Origin of the sequence: Pseudonocardia halophobica, from assembly GCF_027922425.1 — a bacterium.
In the GTDB taxonomy this organism is placed as follows: domain Bacteria; phylum Actinomycetota; class Actinomycetes; order Mycobacteriales; family Pseudonocardiaceae; genus Pseudonocardia; species Pseudonocardia halophobica.
Map to the genome: position 1 here is coordinate 138,369 of NZ_BSFQ01000010.1, position 17,675 is coordinate 156,043.

Genomic DNA, 17,675 nt, shown 5'->3' on the forward strand with positions numbered 1-17,675 from the left:
GTGCCCGAGGTTAGCAAGCGGCGGGTCTCCGTCGCGCCCGGGCGGGAGCGCCGTCCGTCACGTCCGCGGGACGGCTCCGCCAGGTCACGGGGGCGTCACGATCGGGCAACGCAGCGGTCCCCGTCGGGCCGCCCGCGCACCGCGCCCGGACACGCGGCGACGGGCACGGCCCGTACCGTCACGCAGGGCCACACCCACACGTTCACCATGCGTCCCAACGCTCGCGGGGCGTCGCGGCCGGGCGGGCGGACTGCCCGATTGATACCGCCGTCGGGGGACGAACCGTCGTTCGATCGGGTGGGAAAGCCTCACCTGGCACCCGTCCGGGGCCACCCGGCTTGACCTGCGACGCGACACCGGCGCATGATTACTCTGCGTATTGATCGACAGTGGCGAGGGTGGCCGCCGCGGCGGCGACACCGACCTCGTCCCACGACGAGACCAGCGAGCACCACCGGAGCGCGTCGGCGCTCAGCACCACCCACTCACCACTCAGCGGTACGAGGTCCACTTTCGGCCCACGACGGCCGAGAAGACCAGGAATGAGGAGATCGCCACATGGGCGACTACGCCAAGGCCCTCGGGAGCAAGCTCCGGGCCATCCGGCAGCAACAGGGGCTGTCGCTGCACGGCGTCGAACAGAAGTCCGGGGGCCGCTGGAAGGCGGTGGTCGTCGGCTCGTACGAGCGCGGCGACCGCGCGGTCACCGTCCAGAAGCTCGCCGAGCTGGCCGACTTCTACGGGGTCCCGGTGGCCGAGCTGCTGCCCGAGGGCCGTGTCCCCTCCGGCTCCGAGCCGGCCACGAAGATCGTCATCAACCTCGAGCGGCTCCAGCAGCTGCCCGCGGACAAGGTGGGCCCGCTGGCCCGCTACGCCGCCGCGATCCAGTCCCAGCGCGGCGACTACAACGGCAAGGTCCTCTCCATCCGCGCCGAGGACCTGCGCTCGCTGGCGATCATCTACGACATGACCCCGGGCGAGCTGACCGACCAGCTCATCGACTGGGGCGTGCTGCCGCCGGAGGCGCGGCCGTCGCACCGGGTCGAGTAGGGGCACGACGGCATCGGGTCACCCGCTCCGCACGGGACCGCGCACCGGGGAAGGGCGCGCGGCACCGTGACCAGGTCGGCGGGGAACGATCCGGAGGCGGCGGTCCCGGGGCTGCGGACCGCCGCCGTCGTGCCCTCCTCGAGGGGCGTGTTCAGGACCGGGGTGCCCGGAACAGGCACTCCTGGGTGAGGCTGGCGACGTGCCGGCCGGTCCGGTCGTGGAGCGTGCCCGTGTACCAGTTGCGCCCGCCCGCGGCGCTGCGCGGCACGAGGTCGATCAGCATCCACTCGTCGGCCCGCACGGGCCGGTGGAACCAGATCGCGTGGTCCAGGCTCGGGCCCGGCACGCCCCCGTCGACCGGCGGGAACGCGCCGAACATGTCCGAGATGTAGGTGAGCGCCGAGGCGTGCACCAGCGGGTCCTCCGGCAGCGGCTCGGTGCACCGGGTCCAGTAGCGGACCGGGTAGCTCCGGGCGCCCGGGTGCGCGCGCACGGTGCGGCCCTCGAAGCCGAACACGCGCGGCACCGGCGCACCGGACAGCGTGTCGGGGTCGGGCGCCTCCGGGAGGGGGTCGACGGACGTGTCGGGGCCGTCCTGCGGCACCGCGAACGACGCCGCCATGTTGAAGATCACCTCGCCGTCCTGGATCGCGACGACCCGGCGCGCGGTGAACGAGCGGCCGTCGCGGTCCCGGTGCACCTGGAAGACCGTGGGCCGGGAGGCGTGCCCGCCGCGCAGGTAGTAGCCGTGCAACGAGTGCGGCGCGCGGTCGTCGGGCACCGTGCGCCCGGCCGCGAGCAGCGCCTGCGCGGCGACCTGCCCGCCGAACAGCGCGTAGTCCTCCTCGAAGACCGTGCACGCGCGGAACAGGTCGCGGTCGATCCGCTCGAGCTCCAGCAGGTCGCGGAGCGTGGGCTGGGTGCGGCGCGACTCGGTCGCCGTCATGCGTGAACCTCCCCGGGGGTCGCGGCTCGGGAGTGCCGCCAGTCGGCCAGCAGCGTACGCAGGCCGGTGACCAGTGCGATCGGTGAGTCGATCATCACGTGGTGCGCCGCGGCCGGGATCTCGACGACGGGGACGCCGCGGCCGAGCCGGTCGCTCACCATCTCGCCCATGTGCTTCGGCATCAGCCCGTGCTCGGCGCGGAACAGCGCGACCCGGCAGCCGGGGATGTCGAGGTCGTCCGGGGTCAGCGGGTTGCGGGCGAACACCCGCGGGTCGAACTTCCACGACCACCCGCCCTCGACCGCGCGCAGCGAGTGCTCGGCGATGTGCGCCAGCACGTACGGCTCGCCGTCCTGCGGCGGCACGGTCCGGAAGTGCCGGATCGCGCGCTCCCGCTCGGCATAGACGCGGAGCGGCCCGAAGGCCCGGCGCTGCCGGGCGGCCTTGTCCTCCGGCGGCATCTCGCGCACCGGGGTGTCGATCGCGACGGCACCGCCCAGCCGGTCGCCGAACTCCTGAGCGGCGATCAGCGCGACCATGCCGCCCATGCTGTGGCCCAGGATCACCGGCAGCGGGGCGAGGCCGGCGGCGTCCGCCACCGCGAGCGCCTCCCCGGCCCACTGCTGCAGCGTGTAGCGCTCGCGCCGGCCGGAGTCGCCGTGCCCGGAGAGGTCCATGGCGACCACCCTCCGACCCTCGGGCTCGACGAGCAGCGGCCCCAGGTGGTCCCACCAGCGCGCGTGCGCGGCCCCGCCGTGGATCAGCAGCACGCCCTCGCCGGGCGGGCCCCACGCCCGGAAGGCGACCGCGGCGCCGTCGACCTCGACCGCGCCCGTCTCGGGCTCCGCGGCGAGGGCGGCCCGGAACCAGGCCGGGGCGTCGGGCGGGGCACCGGGCGGGGTACCGGGCGCGGGATCGCGCCCGGACACTGGCTGCGGCACGGGCGGCTCCTGGGTCGCGATGGTGGTGGTGACGGTCGTCGTGGTGGTGGCGCGGTTCGGGACGTTACGGCACCCGACGGTCGCGCCGGCCCCGTCCGGACGCGGTGTCGGGAAGCTCGTGGTCGGCGGGATCATCCGCCTCGTCGCCGATCCCGCGGGCGGCCAGCGCCTCGCCCAGCTCGTCGGCGTGCCGGAGGGTGCGCACGACGAAGGGCACCGCGAACGCCGTCGGCGACCGCTCCGCCCCGCGCGCCCGGGCGGCCTCGCGCACCGACCCGGCGATGCCGGACAACGTGGTGACGGCCTGCACCGTCAGTCCGACGAGCAGCCCGAGCCGGTCCGGCCGCACCCCGATCCGGCGCAGCGGGCCGAGCACGCGCTCGACCGTCGCGACCACGGCGTCGATGCGGGTGGTCAAGGTGAACAGGCCCGCCGCGGCGAGGGAGGCCGAGAGCCGCAGGACCGTGACGAGCGCGGGGCGCCAGCCGAGCAGCCACACCTGCAACGCCCCGACCAGCACGGCGAGCAGGAGCAGGGTGCGCACCAGCGGCAGGATCCGGTGCGCCGGGATCCGCGCGACCGAGTACCCGGCGGCGACGAGCGCGCAGGCGCCGCCGAGCCAGACCGGCGAGCCGACGAGCACGACCGCCGTCACGAGCGCCAGCAGCACGAGCAGCTTCGGCCCGGCCGGCGCGCGGTGCAGCGGGCTGTCCCCGGGCGAGTAGAGGCCGAGCGGGGTCATGTGTCGCACAGCTTCCGGTAGTGCCGGATCGCGGGCTCCGGCTCGTCGTCGGCCACGACCCGGCCCTCGTCGAGCACCACGACCCGGTCGAAGTCCGCCAGCAGGTCGAGGTCGTGGGTCACCAGCAGCACCTGCTGCCGCAGCCCGGCGACGATCTCGGCGAACCGGCGGGTGTTGCGCAGGTCGAGCAGGGTCGTCGGCTCGTCGCAGACCAGGACGTCGGGATCCAGGGCGAGCATCCCGCACAGCGCGAGCAGCTGCTTCTGGCCACCGGAGAGCTGGTGCGCGGGATGGTCGGCGTAGCCCTCGAGGCCGTGCGCAGCGAGCACCTCGGCGGCCCGGCGGGCGCGCTCCGACCGCGACAACCCGCTGCGGCGCAACGAGAACGCGACGTCCTCGCCCGCCGTCGGCATCACGATCTGGCTGTCCGGGTTGGTGAACACGAACCCGACCCGGCGGCGCACCGCGGGGCCCTTCTCGGCCGGGTCGAGGCCGTCGACCAGCACCTGGCCCTCGCTCGGCAGGACCAGCCCGTTGACCATGCGCGCCAGCGTGGACTTGCCCGAGCCGTTGGCGCCGACGAAGCCGATCCGCCGCTCCGGGAGCGCGAGGTCGACCTCCTCCAGCACCACCCGCTCCTCGTAGCGGTGCCCGACGCCCTCGAACGTGATCACCGCGCTCCCCCTGCCGGCACCGGCTCCCCGTCCGGCCCGACGGCCTGCCACAGGGCCGCGACGCCCAGCCCGCCGCCCGCGGACAGCGCGGACAGCCCGGCCCCGCCCCGCCCCTGGCGCACGAGCTGCGTGAACAGCCGCACCACCAGGACCGCGCCCGAGGCGCCCCAGGGATGGCCGAGGGCGATGGCGCCGCCGTCGGGGTTGACCGCCTCCTCGTCGAGCCCGGCGGCGTCGAGGCAGGCGAGCGCCTGCCCGGCGAAGGCCTCGGTGAACTCGACGACCTGCGGCGTGCCGTGCTCGAGCACCTCGCGCAGGGCCGGGACGACGCCCAGCCCGAGCCGCCGCGGGTCGCAGCCGGAGGTCGCGCTCGCCACCAGCCGCAACCCGGGCAGGTTCCGCTCGCGGCGCACGCGCTCCGACACGATCAGCACCGCGGCGGCGCCGTCGCTGACGCCGCACGAGTTGGCCGCCGTCGCCGTGCCGTCGGGCGTGAAGGCGGGCCGGAAGCGCGCCAGCCGCGCGGCGGTGAATCCCGCCCGGGGGCGTTGGTCGCGCCGGACCCCGGCGACCTCGACCAGCTCGTCGTCGAACCGGCCCGCGACCTGGGCGGCCATCGCGCGCTCGTGGCTGCGCAGCGCGAAGCGGTCCTGCCGCTCGCGGGAGATCCCGTTCTCCGCCGCAACGAGGTCCGCGGCCTCCCCCATCTCCGGGTCGCCGAACTCGGCCGGCGCGAAGGGAGCCCGCGTGTACGGCTCCGGCGGATCCGTGCGCCACAGGCGGTGCGGGGCGGTCGACGCGCTCTCGACGCCGCCCGCCAGGTACACCTCGCCCTCCCCGGCCCCGAGAAGAGTGGCGGCCAGAGTGATCGCCGCGAGCCCGCTGGCGCACTGCCGGTCGACGGTGAGGCCGGGGACCTCCGCGCCGAGGCCGGCGCGCAGGGCAGCCACCCGGGCGGTGTTGCCGCCGGGGCCGAAGACGTTGCCGAGCAGGACGTCGTCGACGGTGGTGAGCCCGGTGTCCGCGAGCACGGTTCGGAGCACGGGAGCGGCCAGCTCGTCCGCGGCGAGGTCGCGCAGCACACCGCCCGCGGTGCCGATCGGGGTGCGGCGGGCGGCGACGATCACCGGCGCGATCACGGGTGCGCTCATCGGAGGCGCTCCGCGCCGAGGGTCCCCGCGGCCAGCTCGTCGGCGATCACGGCCCGGGCGGGCTTGCCGGAGGCGGTGCGCGGCAACGCCTTCGCCCGCAGCCAGACCCGCGGCCGCTTGCCGGGTTCGAGGGCGTGGCGGGCCGCCGCGCGCAGCTCGGCCAGCGGAGGCTCCCCCTCGACGACGGCGGTGACCAGCGCGCCGAGGCGGGCGTGCGGGGTCCCGGTGACCACGACGTCGTCGACGCCCGGGACCTCGCGCAGCACGGTCTCCACCTCCTCGGCGGCCACGAGCCGGCCACCGCTGGAGATCACGGCGGAGCCGCGGCCGTGCACGGTGAGCAGGCCGTCGTGGAGGTCGACGCGGTCGCCGACGGTGGTCCACGCCCCGGCGGGCTCGAGGCGACCGGCGCGCAGGGCGCCGTCGGCGGCGAGGGGCGAGCGGACCCAGAGCGTGCCGTCCCGGACGTCGAGGTCGACGCCCGGCACCGGCCGCAGCCCGTCGCCGCGCCGGACCGCGACCAGGGAGTGCTCGGCCGAGCCGTAGTACTCGACGAGCTCGGCCGCGGGGAAGGCCTGCCGGAACCGCGCGCGCAGGCCGTCGCCGAGGTGCGCCCCGCCGCAGACGACGGTCCGGAGCGCGGACTCCGCGGGGGCCCGCTCCTGGGTGGCGACGAGATCGGCGAGCATCGCCGGGACGACGTGGGTCGTCGCGGCCGCGCGGGCGTCCGCGGCCCGCCCGAGCCGGAGCTCGGCGCCGCACCAGAGCGCGTGCAGGGCCCCGAAGAGGAAGAGCGACGAGCTCAGCGGGCCCGCGATCAGCACCGGGCCGGGCACGGGGCCGAGGGCGGCGAAGCTGCGCAGCCACGAGTCCCGCGAGCGCTGCAGCACCGTCGGGCGGCCGCTGCTGCCGGAGGTGGTGGGCAGGTAGAAGGGGGTGCGGCCGTCGCCGGCGGGCGTGGTGGCGGGGCCCGGCTCCGTCGCGGTGGGCCGGACGACGAGGTCGGGGCGCGCGTCGTCGAGCACGGCCGTCCGTTCGCGGGCGGTCCAGCGCGGCTCGATGACCAGGGTCGCGGCGCCCAGCAGGTCCGCGCCGAGGAACCAGGCGAGGAGGTCGCCGCTCCCCTCCAGGGCGACCCGGCCACCCTCCCGCACATCCCGCCGCGCCAGCTCCGCGGCCGCGGCGTGCGCCCGGGCCAGCAGCCCGTCGGGGACCGCGGCCCCGCCGAGCACGGGCGGGACCGGCCGGTCGGCTGCGGCGGTCACCGCGCCCGCGTCCCCACCAGGCGTCCGGGGAGGGCGCGGTGCACCACGGACGCGATCAGCGCCGCGACCACGACCTTGACGAGGTCACCGGGCACGAAGACCAGCGACCCGGTGAGCGCGGTGCTCCACGAGCCGGTGTACACGGCCAGCCACGGCACGCCGATCACGTAGTCCGCGACGAGGCCGGCGAACGCGGCGAGCAGCAGCACGGGGAACCCGGGGCGGCCGCGCCGCGCACCGGCCTGCGCGATCAGGCCCGACACCAGCGCCGACAGGATCCAGCCCAGCAGGAATCCGCCGCTCGGCCCGACGAACGGGGCGAGCCCGCCGCGGCCGCCGGACAGCAGCGGCAGGCCGATCGCCACCAGCGCCAGGAACAGCACCACCGCGAACACGGCCCGCTTCGCGCCGACCAGGACGCCCGCGAGGAACGGCCCCATGTTCTGCACCACGATCGGCACACCCGTGGCGCCGACGTACACCCCCGGGAAGAGACCGAGCACCGCGATGAACGCGGCGAACACCACGGTGGTGGCCAGATCGGTGGCGGGCGACGACGCTCGGGCGGGCACCCGACGAGGCTAACGAGCCGGACGTCGTTCCCCGAGGTCCGACCCCTGTCAGCCGCGCCACTCACCGGTCCGTGGGATGTCGGCGCCTGCGGTACCCGAGACCGCGGGCACCCCTCGCACCCGCGGCCCCCGATCTCGCGGGCGCGCCCCTCAGCCCGCCAGCACCGCGTCGATCTGGCCCATCGCCTCGCGCATGCCCTCCTCCATGCCCATCGCCGTGAGCCTCTCGAGGTCCTCGAGGGAGGTGAAGGTGCTGACGGTGGTCATGCGGGTGCCCGAACCCGCCGCCTCCAGCGTGACGACGGCGTGGGTCGTGGGCATCGCGGTGTTGGGCTCGCCGTCCTCGCCCGCGAAGCCGTCGTCGAACTCGAGGCGATGGGGCTCGTCGATCGCGGTGATCACCCACCAGCCGCCGGCCTTCTCCCCCTCGGGACCGGTCATGTAGTAGCGCGACCGCCCGCCGACGACGAACTGGTGCTCCACGAACGTGGCCGGCCAGGTCGGCGGGCCCCACCACCGTTCGAGCCGGCGCGGGTCCGCCCACACCTCCCACACCCGCTCGACGGGCGCCTCGAACTCGGCGACGAAGGTCAGCGTCAGGGCCTGCGGGTCCTTGCGGACGTCGATCACGGTCACGGTCCGGTCCTCTCCTCGGGATCCTGGGTCCGAATGTCGGGGGAAGAGACGTCCTCGGCGAGGATGTCCTCGATCGCCCGCACGCGGTGCCGCCAGATCCGCTCGTAGTCCTCGAGCAGGCGGGCGGCCCGCTGCAGGGCCTCCGGGTTGCCGTGCACGAGCTGCTCCCGTCCGCGCCGCTGTTTGGTGACGAGCGCGGCCCGCTCGAGCACCGCCACGTGCTTCTGCACCGCGGCGAAGCTCATCTCGTACCGGCGGGCGAGCGTCGAGATGGACTGCGCCTCGCGCAGCACCTGCTCGACGATGTCCCGCCGGGTGGCATCGGCGAGGCCGTGGAAGATCCGGTCGACCTCGTCCGGACTCAGCTCACGTACAACCACATGGTTGTACGTTAGGGCATCCGCCCGAGCGCGACAAGCCCCCGGTTCGCGGCGGCCAGCGCCAGCAGCACCACCGCGGCGTCCGCGGGCACCGCGAGATCGCGGCCGGTCAGGGCGGTGAAGCGGCGTAGCCGGTTGAGCACCGTGTTGCGGTGACAGAAGGACCGCTCCGCCACCTCCTTGATCGAGCCGGACTCCGCGAACGCGCGCACCGTCTCCAGCAGCCGTTCCCGCTCCCCCGGCGCGGCGACCGCCAGTCCGGACAGCACCGAGTCGACGAGCTCGGCCGCGGTGTCGGACAGCCGTCCCGCGGCGAGCGGCAGCCAGGCCGCGGACACCTCGACCGGGCCGGGCCCGGTGGTGACCGACGCGATCTCGGTCGCCAGCCGGGCGCACCGCGGCACGTTGGCCAGCCCGTGGGCGAGCGGCCCGACCCCGCACTGCACGCCGTCGAGCACCGCTCGTACCGGCGCCCCCGTGCCGCCCTGCCACTCCGCGACCAGCACGCTGTGCGCCCCCGTCGACTGCACGTGCACCACGCGGTCGCCCGCCCCCAGCCCCTCCGCGGCCCGCCGCAGGGCCGCACCGGACGCCGCGCCGGCGGCGGCGACGAGGAAGTCCGCGTCGACGTCGACGGCCAGCGCGAGCGCCACCCGCTCGACCTGGTCCGGATCGGGGTTCTCGCTGCCGAGCAGCTCGCCCACCAGCGCCGTCCGCTCCCCGTGCCGTTCGCGCGCGAGCAGCGCGGCCTCCTCCTGGTAGCTGGACTGGATCTGCAGCGTGTAGTCCTCGACGACCGCCCACACCTGCTCGACCCGCGCGACCAGGACGTCGCGCTCCTCGGGCGTTGCGCGGTCGCGCAGGGCCGACCACAGCACCCGGAAGTCGAGCCGCACCGCCGAGAGCAGCTCGTTGAGCGGGACGCCGCGCCGGGCCCGGTCCCGCCCGATCGCCTCGCCGACGCCCGCGAGCCGCTCCGGGACGTCCTGCCCCGCGATCCGGCGCAGCAGGTGGTCGAAGGTCAGGTCCGCGTCGGTGACCAGCCGGTCCGGCGGGACGAGCCCGCGGCCGTACGGGGCGATCCGCCGGACCCGCTCCACGAACTCGTCGACCAGTCCCCCGGAGTCCGCCCGCAGCCGGCCGACGAGGACGGCCCAGCGGGCGTCGTCCGTGGAATGCGCGTCCGTGTCACGCGGGCTGTGCATCTGCACATCATCCAGCTCACATCGCGCTGCGCGAAGTGGTACCGGTGCGAGTGCGAAACGACCAGTCTGTGCCGGTGCACCTGACCCCGCGAGAGACCGAGCGGCTGCTGCTGCACAGCGCGGCGTCGCTCGCGCGCCGCCGGCTCGACCGGGGCGCGAAGCTCGGCGCGCCGGACGCCATCGCCCTGGTCTGCGACGAGATCTGCGAGATGGCCTGGGACGACCTGCCCTACGAGGAGGTCGTCGCCCGGGCCCGCACCGTCGTCGACCCGGCCCGCCTCGTCGACGGCGTCGCCGCCGCCGTGCCGGCGCTGCAGGTCGAGGCCCTGTTCCCGCACGGAACGGTGCTCGTGCACGTCGACACCCCCTTCGGCGCCCCGCCCGCCGACGGGCCGGGGGCCGTCCGCGCGGAGGGCCCGCCCCGCGAGCTCGCACCGGGCCGGGAGCGCGGCACCGCACGCCTGCGCAACCGCGGGCACCTCGCGATCTGGGTGTCGTCGCACGTCCAGCTCGACCGGCTGAACCCGGCGCTGGAGGTCGAGCTCGCCGACGCCGGGAATTTCCGCCTCGATCTGCCGGCCGGGACGTCGCTGAAGGTGGAAGCGGGCGCAGAGCGGGAAGTCCCGGTGGTCCGGATGGGAAGGACGCACGGATGACGACCGTCGAGCGCCGCGAGTACGCCCGGCTGTACGGGCCGACGACGGGCGACCGGATCCGGTTGGCCGACACCGACCTCTGGATCGAGATCGAGGCCGACGACACCGAGCCCGGCGAGGAGCTCCTCGGCGGCTGCGGCAAGACCGCCCGGCACGGCGCGCTGGTCAGCAGCTCCGCCGACCGGGCCAGCGCCCTGGACATGATCGTCCTCGGGGTGGTGCTGGTCGACCCGCTGCTCGGCGTCCGCAAGACCAACATCGGGATCAAGGACGGGCGGGTCGTCGGCGTCGGGCGGGCGGGCAACCCGCAGGTCCAGGCCGGGGTCGAGCTGGAGGTCGACGCCCACACCGCCATGATCACGGGCGAGGGGCTGATCTGCACCCCCGGCGTCGTCGACTCGCACGTGCACCTGTCCAACGCCGACCTCGCCGGGGCCGCGCTCGCCGCCGGTGTGACCACGCTGGTCGGGATGGGCATGGGCGGGGTGTGGGACGTCGGCGCCAACCCCCGCCGCAACCTCCACACCCTGATCGAGGGCTGGGCGGACGTGCCGATCAACGCCGCGTTCCTCGCCCGCGGCAGTTCCACCAGCGCCGCGCTGCTCGAGGAGGCGGTGGCCGCCGGCGCCGGCGGGTTCAAGATCCACGAGGACTGGGGCGCCACTCCCCCGGTGATCGACACGTGCCTGGGAGTGGCGGAGGGCGCGGACCTGCCCGTCGCCCTGCACACCGACACCCTCAACGAGTCCGGCTACCTCGCCGACACCCTCGACGCCGTCGGCGGCCGTACCGTGCACGCCTACCACGTCGAGGGCGGCGGCGGGCATCCCGACCTTCTAACGATCGTCTCGAAGGACAACGTCCTCACCTCGTCGACGACGCCGACGCTGCCGCTCACCCCGTCGACCGTGGCCGAGCTGGGCCCGATGACCCTCACGGTGCACCGCGGGCACGCGCACGTGCCCAGCGACGCGAGCATCGCGGCGAGCCGCATCCGCGAGCACGCGATCTCCGCGGAGAACGCCCTGCACGACACCGGCGCGATCGCGATCGTCAACTCCGACGCCCTGGGCATGGGCCGGATCGGCGAGACCGCCCGCCGCACCTGGCAGCTCGCCCACGTGCAGGCGACGCTGGCCGGGGAGACCAGCCCCGACGTCGTCAACAACGCCCGGGTCCTGCGCTACCTGGCCAAGCTCACGCACAACCCGGCGGTCGCGCACGGGCTCGCGCACCACGTCGGCTCCGTCCGGCCCGGGCTGCTCGCCGACCTCGTGCTGTGGAACCCGGCCTGGTTCGGCGCGCAGCCCGACCTGGTGCTCAAGTCCGGCTTCGTCGCCTGGGGCGCCGCGGGCTCGGGCTCCGGCTCGACGCGGCTCACCCAGCCGCGGCGGATGCGGCCCTTCTACGGCGGGCTGGGCACCGCGCCGTCGCGGCTGGCGCACGTCTTCGTCTCCGAGCACGCCGACCGCGCGGGCCTGCCCGCCGGACGCGTCTACGCGAGCATCGCGGACAGCCGCGGCCTGAGCTGCGCGGACATGCTGCACAACACGGCGACGCCGCAGGTCGAGGTGGCCCCCGAGCCGATCCCGGTGCGCGTCGACGGCCGCGACGTGCCGCTGCACCGCTCCCCCTCCCTGCCCCTGACCCGGCTCCACCACCTGGGGTGAGCATGATCGACCTGCTGCTGCACAACGCGACGATCCACACGCTCGACGCGGACCATCCGCGCGCCCGGTCGGTCGCGATCCACCAGGGGCGGGTGTTCGCCCTCGACCCCGACGGCCTGCGCGCCCGCCGCGAGATCGACCTGCAGGGCGCCACCGTGGTCCCCGGCTTCGGCGACGCGCACAACCACATGGGCTGGTTCGGCCAGTCGCTCTCCGAGATCGCCCTCGCCGGCCTGCCGGACCTCGACGCGCTGTACGCGGCCGTCGCCGAGCGCGCGGCGACCCTGCCCGCCGACGCCTGGGTCGTCGGTTCCGGCTACGACGACACCACCCTCGGCGGGCACCCGCACCGGCGGGAGCTGGACCGGGCCGCGGGCGGCCGCAAGGTCTGGCTCAAGCACCGCTCCGGGCACGTCTGCACCGTGAACTCGCCGGTGCTCGACCTGATCGGCGACCGGCCGGTGCCCGAGGGCGGCGTGGTCGTGACCGACGAGGACGGGCCGACCGGGACCCTCGAGGAGCAGGCCCAGAACCTCGTCGGCGAGCTCGTGGTGCCCCATCCCCTGGCCGACCTCGCGACGGCGATCCGGCGGGCGGCGGCGGTGTACGCGGGCGAGGGCCTCACCCACGTCACCGAGTGCGGCGTCGGCGGCGGCTGGATCGGCCGCTCCGGGCTCGAGCTCGGCGCGTACCAGCAGGCGGGCCCGCTCGACGTCCGGGTGCAGGTCATGCCGGTCTCCGACGCCCTGCACCCGGTGCGGGGCCACGCGAGCGACCCGGACCGCTTCGGCCTGGACCTCGGGCTGCGCACCGGGTTCGGCGACGACATGCTCCGGCTCGGCCCGATGAAGATCTTCCTCGACGGGTCGCTGGTGGCCCGGACCGCGGCCATGCTGCACCCCTTCTGCGACCGGCACTCCCACGGCTACCTGCAGGACGATCCGGAGCTGCTGCGCCGGCGGGTGGTCGACGCGCACGTGTCCGGCTGGACCGTGGCGGCGCACGCCATCGGCGACCGGGCCGTGGACCTCGCCCTCGACACCTTCGCCGAGGCGCAGAAGGAGCGCCCGCGGCCGGAGGTGCGGCACCGGATCGAGCACGCCGCCGTGACGACCGAGGCGCAGATCGCGCGGATGGCCGACCTCGGCGTCACGCCGGTGCCGCAGGCGCGGTTCCTGTACGAGATCGGCGACACGATGGCCGCCGCCGTCGGACCGGACCGCGCGGACTCGCTCTACCGGGTCGGCGGGTTCCACCGCGCCGGCCTGCGCGTCCCGGGCAGCTCCGACCGGCCCGTCGCGCTCGGCGCCCCGCTGCTCGGCATGCAGTCGATGGTCGAGCGGCGCACCCGGGACGGCGCGGTGCTCGGCCCCGACGAGCGCGTCACGGCCGCCGCGGCCCTGCGTGCCTACACCCTCGACGCCGCGTGGATCGCCGGCGACGAGCGCATCCGCGGCTCCCTCACCCCCGGCAAGCACGCCGACCTCGTCGTCCTCGGCGACGACGTGCTGACCGTCCCCGCCGACCGGATCGGCGCGACCGAGGTGGTCGCGACGCTCCTCGGCGGACGTCCCACCCACGGCTCCACCACGCTCGGTCTCGACACCCAGGAGATGTCATGAGCACACCGGCGCACACCGCGGTCGTCAGCGACCGCGAGGCGCGGAAGGTCGCCTTCGGCGCCTTCGTCGGCACCGCCCTCGAGTGGTACGACTTCTTCCTCTTCGGCACGGCGGCCTCGCTGGTGTTCAACCGGCTGTTCTTCACCGGGTCACCGGCGGCGGCCACGCTCGCGGCGTTCGCGACCTTCGCCGTCGGGTTCGCTGCCCGGCCGTTGGGCGCGATCCTGTTCGGCCACCTCGGCGACCGGATCGGCCGGCGGACCTGCCTGATCGTCACCGTCACGATGATCGGCATCGTCACCGGGCTGATCGGTGTGCTGCCGACCGCCTTGTCGATCGGCGTCCTCGCCCCGATCGCCCTCACCGTGCTGCGGCTGCTGCAGGGCATCGCGGTCGGCGGCGAGTGGGGCGGCGCGGTCACCCTCGCCGTGGAGCACGCCCCGAAGGACAAGCGCGGCCGCTACGCCGCGATGCCGCAGATCGGCTCGCCCATCGGCACGCTGCTGTCCTCGGGGGCGTTCCTCGCGGTGTCCGCGCTGCCGAAGGAGAGCTTCGACTCCTGGGGCTGGCGGATCCCGTTCCTCATCGCCTTCCCGCTGCTCGCCGTGGCGCTGTACCTGCGCCGCCGGGTCGAGGAGTCGCCGCTGTTCGAGCAGCTGCTGGCCGAGGACGAGCGGGCGAGCTCGCCGGTGAAGGACGTCCTGCTGCGCTCCTTCCCGCAGCTGATGGTGGGCGGCGGCTCGGCGTTCCTCGGCGTCGGCGGGTTCTACCTGGCCACCACGTTCGTGATCAGCTACGGCACGGCCACGCTCAAGCTGCCGCAGGCGCTGATGCTGGGCGCCACGCTCGTCGCGGCCGCCGTCGAGATCCTCGTGCTGATCACCGGCGGCCGGCTCGCGGAGCGGTACGGGGCGGCCCGGGTCACCGTCGCGGGCGGTGTCATCTCCGCGGTCGCCGCGTTCCCGATGTTCTGGTTGATCGACTCGAAGGCCGCCGCACTGGTGATCATCGGCGTGACCCTGGGCGTCGCCTGCCTGTCGATCCCCTACGCCGTCTCCGGTGCGCTGCTCACCGAGCTGTTCCCGGCCCGGCTGCGCTACTCCGGCGTGGCCCTGTCGGCCAACGTCGCCGGCGTGGTCAGCGGGTTCGTGCCGCTCGTCGCCTCGGCCTTCCTCGCCGGGGCCGGCGGAGCGTCGTGGACCGCGGCGCTGCTCCTGATCGTGATCGCCCTGATCACCGCGATCTCGGGCATGCTCGCCCCCAGGGTCGCCCTGGGGCGGGACGACGAGGTGCAGGAGGTCGGCATCCGTGGGTGAGCAGTCGGCAGGGGCCGGCCGGACCGGCGCGGAGCGGACCGCGGGCGCGCTGCTCGTCGCGCAGCTGGAGGCGCTCGGGGTGCCGCGCGTGTACGGCGTCCCCGGCGAGAGCTACCTCGAGGTGCTCGACGCGCTGCACGACTCCCCGATCGACATGGTCGTGTGCCGGCAGGAAGGCGGCGCCGGGTTCATGGCCCTGGCCGAGGCCCGGCTGACCGGCCGGCCCGGCGTGGTCGCCGTGACCCGCGGCCCGGGCGCGGCCAACGCGGCCATCGCGGTACACACCGCCTGGCAGGACGCCACACCGATGATCCTGCTCGTCGGCCTGGTCCCGGTCGCCGACCGGGACCGGGAGTCCTTCCAGGAGTTCTCCCTCGGCGGCTGGTTCGGCACCACGGCGAAGCGGGTGATCACCCTCGACCGGCCGGAGCGCGCGGCCGAGCAGGTGGCCGAGGCCTTCGCGGTGGCGACGGCGGGCCGGCCGGGCCCCGTGGTGATCGGCCTGCCCGAGGACGTCCTCACGGCCAAGACCTCCGCACCCGTCGTCCCGGCGCGGGCCTTCTCCGGCGGTGCCGTCTCCGCACCCCAGGCCGAGGAGCTCGAGGTGCTGCTCGGCCGGGCGGAGCGGCCGCTCGTGATCGTCGGCGGGACCGGCTGGACGGCCGACGCGGCGGCGGCCGTGACCGCGTGGTGCGAGCGGCGGCGCTTCCCGGTCGTCGCCGACTGGCGGTGCCAGGACATGGTCGACCACGACAGCCCCGCCTACGCCGGCTGGTTCGGCTACGGCTCCGACCCCGGCCTGCTCGACGCCCTCGACCGCGCCGACCTGCTGCTCTTCGTCGGCGGGCAGTACGGCGACGTGCTCTCCGGCGGCTACACCCGCGGGAACCCGGACGCACCGACGGTCGTCGTCTCCGCCGACCCCGACCTGCGGGCGCACCAGCGCCGCGTCGACCTGCACCTGCTGGCGACCCCGGCCGCCTTCGCCGGCGCGCTCCCCGAGGGACCCGCCGCGGAGCCGGGGTGGTGGGAGGGGCTGCGCGCCGCCCGCGAGAAGTTCGCGACGCCCGGCGCGCCGGTGCGCAGCGAGTACGTCGACCTCGACGTGGCCACCGCCGCGCTGGCGGAGCGGATGACGCCGGACGCGATCGTCGCCCACGGCGCGGGCCAGCACGCGATCTGGGCGCAGCGGTTCCTGCCGCGGCACTCGTTCCCCTCGCTGCTCGCACCGCGCAACGGGGCGATGGGCTACGGGCTGCCCGCCGCCGTCGCCGCCTCGCTCGTCCACCCCGGGCGACAGGTCGTCTGCGTGGCCGGGGACGGCTGCTTCCTCATGAACGGCCAGGAGCTCGCCACCGCCGCGGCCTACGGCGCCACGCCGCTCGTGGTGATCGCGGACAACTCGGGCTACGGCACGATCCGCCAGCACCAGCAGCGCCACCACCCGGGCCGGCCCAGCGGCACGGCGCTGGTCAACCCGGACTTCGGCGCGCTGGCGCGCTCCTTCGGCCTGCACGGCGAGCGGCTCTCCCGCACCGACGACGTCCCGGCCGCGCTCGACCGTGCCCTCGCCGCCGTCGCGGGGGGCCGGGCCGCGATGCTGCACCTCGACGTGGACCCGGAGATCCTCCAGCCGCGCGGGGTGTGAGGTGCCGGCGTCGGTGGGGTCAGGGCAGGTCGGGTGCGGTCAACACACCCCAACCGAGGATCCAGGCGGTGCGGTCGAGCCGGCGCTCCATCCGGTCGAAGGCCTTCCGGTAGGCCGGGCCGCCGTCCGCCTGCTTCTCGTCGTGGTGCTCCCAGACCTCCTCGGCCGCCTCCCAGGCGAGCGCCCGGGTGACCCGGACGAGGAGGTCCGACGCGGCGTTGCCGAACCGGTCGACCGCGCTGCCGTCCGGCGCGACCTCGGCCAGGAAGGCGTCGAAGTCCTCGCGGAGCTGGTCCATCTCCTCGGCGAAGATCTCGTTGACCTGGTCGTAGTCCGAGCGCCGGTCGGGGGTCGGCGGGAAGGTCTTCCATGTCTCGAGCAGCGCGAAGGCCAGGTCGAAGTTCACGTGGGCGTTCACGCCCGCCGCGGCGAAGTTGACGTGCCCGATGCCGGCCTTGCGCCGGCGCTCGAACAGCACGTCCCAGCTCTTCGGGGTGTCCCCGCGGCCGGCCTCGTACGCCCTGATCGCGGCGATGTACCGGCGTGCGAACTCGAGGTCGAGCAGGGTCAGGAAGTCCGGGTCCTTGAACTCCCGCTTCGGTTTGCGGCCCTCCACGGTGTCCAGCACGTTCTGCGTGATGATCGTGTAGAGCCGCGAGAAGCAGGAGATGCCGTCGACCTCCGGACGCATGATGTCCTCGGCCGACGCATCCCGGATCGCGCCGAGCACCTTCACCACGTCCGCGATCGTCGCGACGTCGCTGCAGCAGTCCGCCAGGTTCCGTGCCACCGTCCGTGCTCCCCTCGTCACCCGCCCCGCACGAGGAGAGCACGGACGGCGGTCCCGCGATACCGACCGACGGCCCGGACCTTCGGCTCTGGAGTAGCAGTGGGCGGCTCAGTGGCGGGCGGCTCAGTGGTGGGCGGCTCAGTGGTGGGCGGCTCAGTGGTGGGCGGCGCGCTCCAGGGTCGTCTGCAGCGCGGCGAGCAGCTCACGGGCGGTGTCGAGGCTGAGCTCGACCGCCACCCGCGCCCCCGGCCCCTGCTCCGGGTTGAGGAAGTCGATGTTGACCGTGTGCTCGTCCGGGGCGTGGACGGGGTGGTCGTAGTAGACCGTCGCGGTGCGCAGCGGGAACCAGCCCGCCGGCCCCTTCCCGCTGCTGCGGGCGACCTCGATCTTCTCCGTGGAGTAGGTGCACAC

18 protein-coding genes are annotated in these 17,675 nt (G+C 75.1%); 6 read left to right on the plus strand and 12 right to left on the minus strand.

Annotated elements, in window-relative coordinates:
* Positions 1-558: 558 nt before the first annotated feature.
* Positions 559-1,050: a transcriptional regulator BldD gene (bldD, locus tag PKE99_RS14550; RefSeq protein WP_037038677.1), complete on the plus strand. Its 492-nt coding sequence runs from the start codon at positions 559-561 to the stop codon at positions 1,048-1,050.
* A 151-nt stretch (positions 1,051-1,201) separates the two neighbouring features.
* On the opposite strand, the gene PKE99_RS14555 is transcribed toward bldD, so the two are convergent.
* From PKE99_RS14555 to PKE99_RS14600, 10 genes are all read right to left on the minus strand, one after another.
* Complete coding sequence (locus PKE99_RS14555; RefSeq protein WP_037038673.1) at positions 1,202-1,996, minus strand: acyl-CoA thioesterase; 795 nt, start codon at positions 1,994-1,996, stop codon at positions 1,202-1,204.
* Positions 1,993-2,937, minus strand: coding sequence for an alpha/beta hydrolase (locus PKE99_RS14560; protein ID WP_269322895.1), 945 nt, complete (start codon positions 2,935-2,937; stop codon positions 1,993-1,995). The genes PKE99_RS14555 and PKE99_RS14560 overlap by 4 nt, the downstream gene beginning before the upstream one ends.
* 64 nt (positions 2,938-3,001) lie before the next feature.
* Positions 3,002-3,679 carry an energy-coupling factor transporter transmembrane component T family protein gene (locus PKE99_RS14565; RefSeq protein WP_051736484.1) on the minus strand — a complete coding sequence of 226 codons (678 nt, stop codon included), beginning with the start codon at positions 3,677-3,679 and terminating at the stop codon, positions 3,002-3,004.
* Positions 3,676-4,353, minus strand: coding sequence for an energy-coupling factor ABC transporter ATP-binding protein (locus PKE99_RS14570; RefSeq protein ID WP_037038672.1), 678 nt, complete (start codon positions 4,351-4,353; stop codon positions 3,676-3,678). Before PKE99_RS14570 ends, PKE99_RS14565 begins: the two co-directional genes overlap by 4 nt.
* Positions 4,350-5,504: a thiolase family protein gene (locus tag PKE99_RS14575; RefSeq protein WP_051736483.1), complete on the minus strand. Its 1,155-nt coding sequence runs from the start codon at positions 5,502-5,504 to the stop codon at positions 4,350-4,352. The genes PKE99_RS14570 and PKE99_RS14575 overlap by 4 nt, the downstream gene beginning before the upstream one ends.
* A complete protein-coding gene (locus PKE99_RS14580) occupies positions 5,501-6,769 on the minus strand; it encodes an AMP-binding protein (protein ID WP_231497981.1) in 1,269 nt (422 codons plus the stop codon). The genes PKE99_RS14575 and PKE99_RS14580 overlap by 4 nt, the downstream gene beginning before the upstream one ends.
* Complete coding sequence (locus PKE99_RS14585; protein ID WP_037038669.1) at positions 6,766-7,341, minus strand: biotin transporter BioY; 576 nt, start codon at positions 7,339-7,341, stop codon at positions 6,766-6,768. The genes PKE99_RS14580 and PKE99_RS14585 overlap by 4 nt, the downstream gene beginning before the upstream one ends.
* Before the next feature lie 150 nt (positions 7,342-7,491).
* A complete protein-coding gene (locus PKE99_RS14590; protein WP_037038668.1) occupies positions 7,492-7,977 on the minus strand; it encodes an SRPBCC family protein in 486 nt (161 codons plus the stop codon).
* Positions 7,974-8,357 (minus strand): ArsR/SmtB family transcription factor, encoded by a 384-nt coding sequence (locus PKE99_RS14595; protein WP_051736482.1) that lies wholly within the window; start codon positions 8,355-8,357, stop codon positions 7,974-7,976. The genes PKE99_RS14590 and PKE99_RS14595 overlap by 4 nt, the downstream gene beginning before the upstream one ends.
* A gap of 11 nt (positions 8,358-8,368) precedes the next feature.
* Positions 8,369-9,562, minus strand: a complete 1,194-nt coding sequence (locus PKE99_RS14600; RefSeq protein WP_156066894.1) for a PucR family transcriptional regulator — start codon at positions 9,560-9,562, stop codon at positions 8,369-8,371.
* A 74-nt stretch (positions 9,563-9,636) separates the two neighbouring features.
* On the opposite strand from PKE99_RS14600, the gene PKE99_RS14605 reads away from it, so the two are divergent.
* From PKE99_RS14605 to PKE99_RS14625, 5 genes are read left to right on the plus strand one after another with little or no spacing between them, the layout of a single operon-like run.
* Positions 9,637-10,218, plus strand: coding sequence for an urease subunit gamma (locus tag PKE99_RS14605; protein ID WP_037039185.1), 582 nt, complete (start codon positions 9,637-9,639; stop codon positions 10,216-10,218).
* Positions 10,215-11,888, plus strand: a complete 1,674-nt coding sequence (locus tag PKE99_RS14610) for an urease subunit alpha (protein ID WP_037038666.1) — start codon at positions 10,215-10,217, stop codon at positions 11,886-11,888. The genes PKE99_RS14605 and PKE99_RS14610 overlap by 4 nt, the downstream gene beginning before the upstream one ends.
* 2 nt (positions 11,889-11,890) lie before the next feature.
* Positions 11,891-13,510, plus strand: coding sequence for an amidohydrolase (locus PKE99_RS14615; protein WP_037038663.1), 1,620 nt, complete (start codon positions 11,891-11,893; stop codon positions 13,508-13,510).
* Entirely contained in the window at positions 13,507-14,826 is a 1,320-nt protein-coding gene (locus PKE99_RS14620) for an MFS transporter (protein ID WP_037038660.1), read from the plus strand. The genes PKE99_RS14615 and PKE99_RS14620 overlap by 4 nt, the downstream gene beginning before the upstream one ends.
* On the plus strand, positions 14,819-16,474 hold the full coding sequence (locus PKE99_RS14625; RefSeq protein ID WP_051736480.1) for a thiamine pyrophosphate-dependent enzyme: 1,656 nt from the start codon (positions 14,819-14,821) through the stop codon (positions 16,472-16,474). Before PKE99_RS14620 ends, PKE99_RS14625 begins: the two co-directional genes overlap by 8 nt.
* Before the next feature lie 19 nt (positions 16,475-16,493).
* Here PKE99_RS14625 and PKE99_RS14630 read toward each other — a convergent pair whose 3' ends face one another.
* Complete coding sequence (locus tag PKE99_RS14630) at positions 16,494-17,264, minus strand: DUF5995 family protein (RefSeq protein WP_037038658.1); 771 nt, start codon at positions 17,262-17,264, stop codon at positions 16,494-16,496.
* Positions 17,265-17,417: 153 nt separating this feature from the next.
* Positions 17,418-17,675 (minus strand): DUF6295 family protein, encoded by a 258-nt coding sequence (locus PKE99_RS14635; RefSeq protein ID WP_037038656.1) that lies wholly within the window; start codon positions 17,673-17,675, stop codon positions 17,418-17,420.

Bases quoted from the DNA above. Each gene is read 5' to 3' on its own strand.
- bldD (WP_037038677.1), top strand. From the start codon at position 559: ATGGGCGACTACGCCAAGGCCCTCGGGAGCAAGCTCCGGGCCATCCGG.
- PKE99_RS14555 (WP_037038673.1), bottom strand. From the start codon at position 1,996: ATGACGGCGACCGAGTCGCGCCGCACCCAGCCCACGCTCCGCGACCTG.
- PKE99_RS14565 (WP_051736484.1), bottom strand. From the start codon at position 3,679: ATGACCCCGCTCGGCCTCTACTCGCCCGGGGACAGCCCGCTGCACCGC.
- PKE99_RS14575 (WP_051736483.1), bottom strand. From the start codon at position 5,504: ATGAGCGCACCCGTGATCGCGCCGGTGATCGTCGCCGCCCGCCGCACC.
- PKE99_RS14600 (WP_156066894.1), bottom strand. From the start codon at position 9,562: ATGCACAGCCCGCGTGACACGGACGCGCATTCCACGGACGACGCCCGC.
- PKE99_RS14610 (WP_037038666.1), top strand. From the start codon at position 10,215: ATGACGACCGTCGAGCGCCGCGAGTACGCCCGGCTGTACGGGCCGACG.
- PKE99_RS14615 (WP_037038663.1), top strand. From the start codon at position 11,891: ATGATCGACCTGCTGCTGCACAACGCGACGATCCACACGCTCGACGCG.
- PKE99_RS14620 (WP_037038660.1), top strand. From the start codon at position 13,507: ATGAGCACACCGGCGCACACCGCGGTCGTCAGCGACCGCGAGGCGCGG.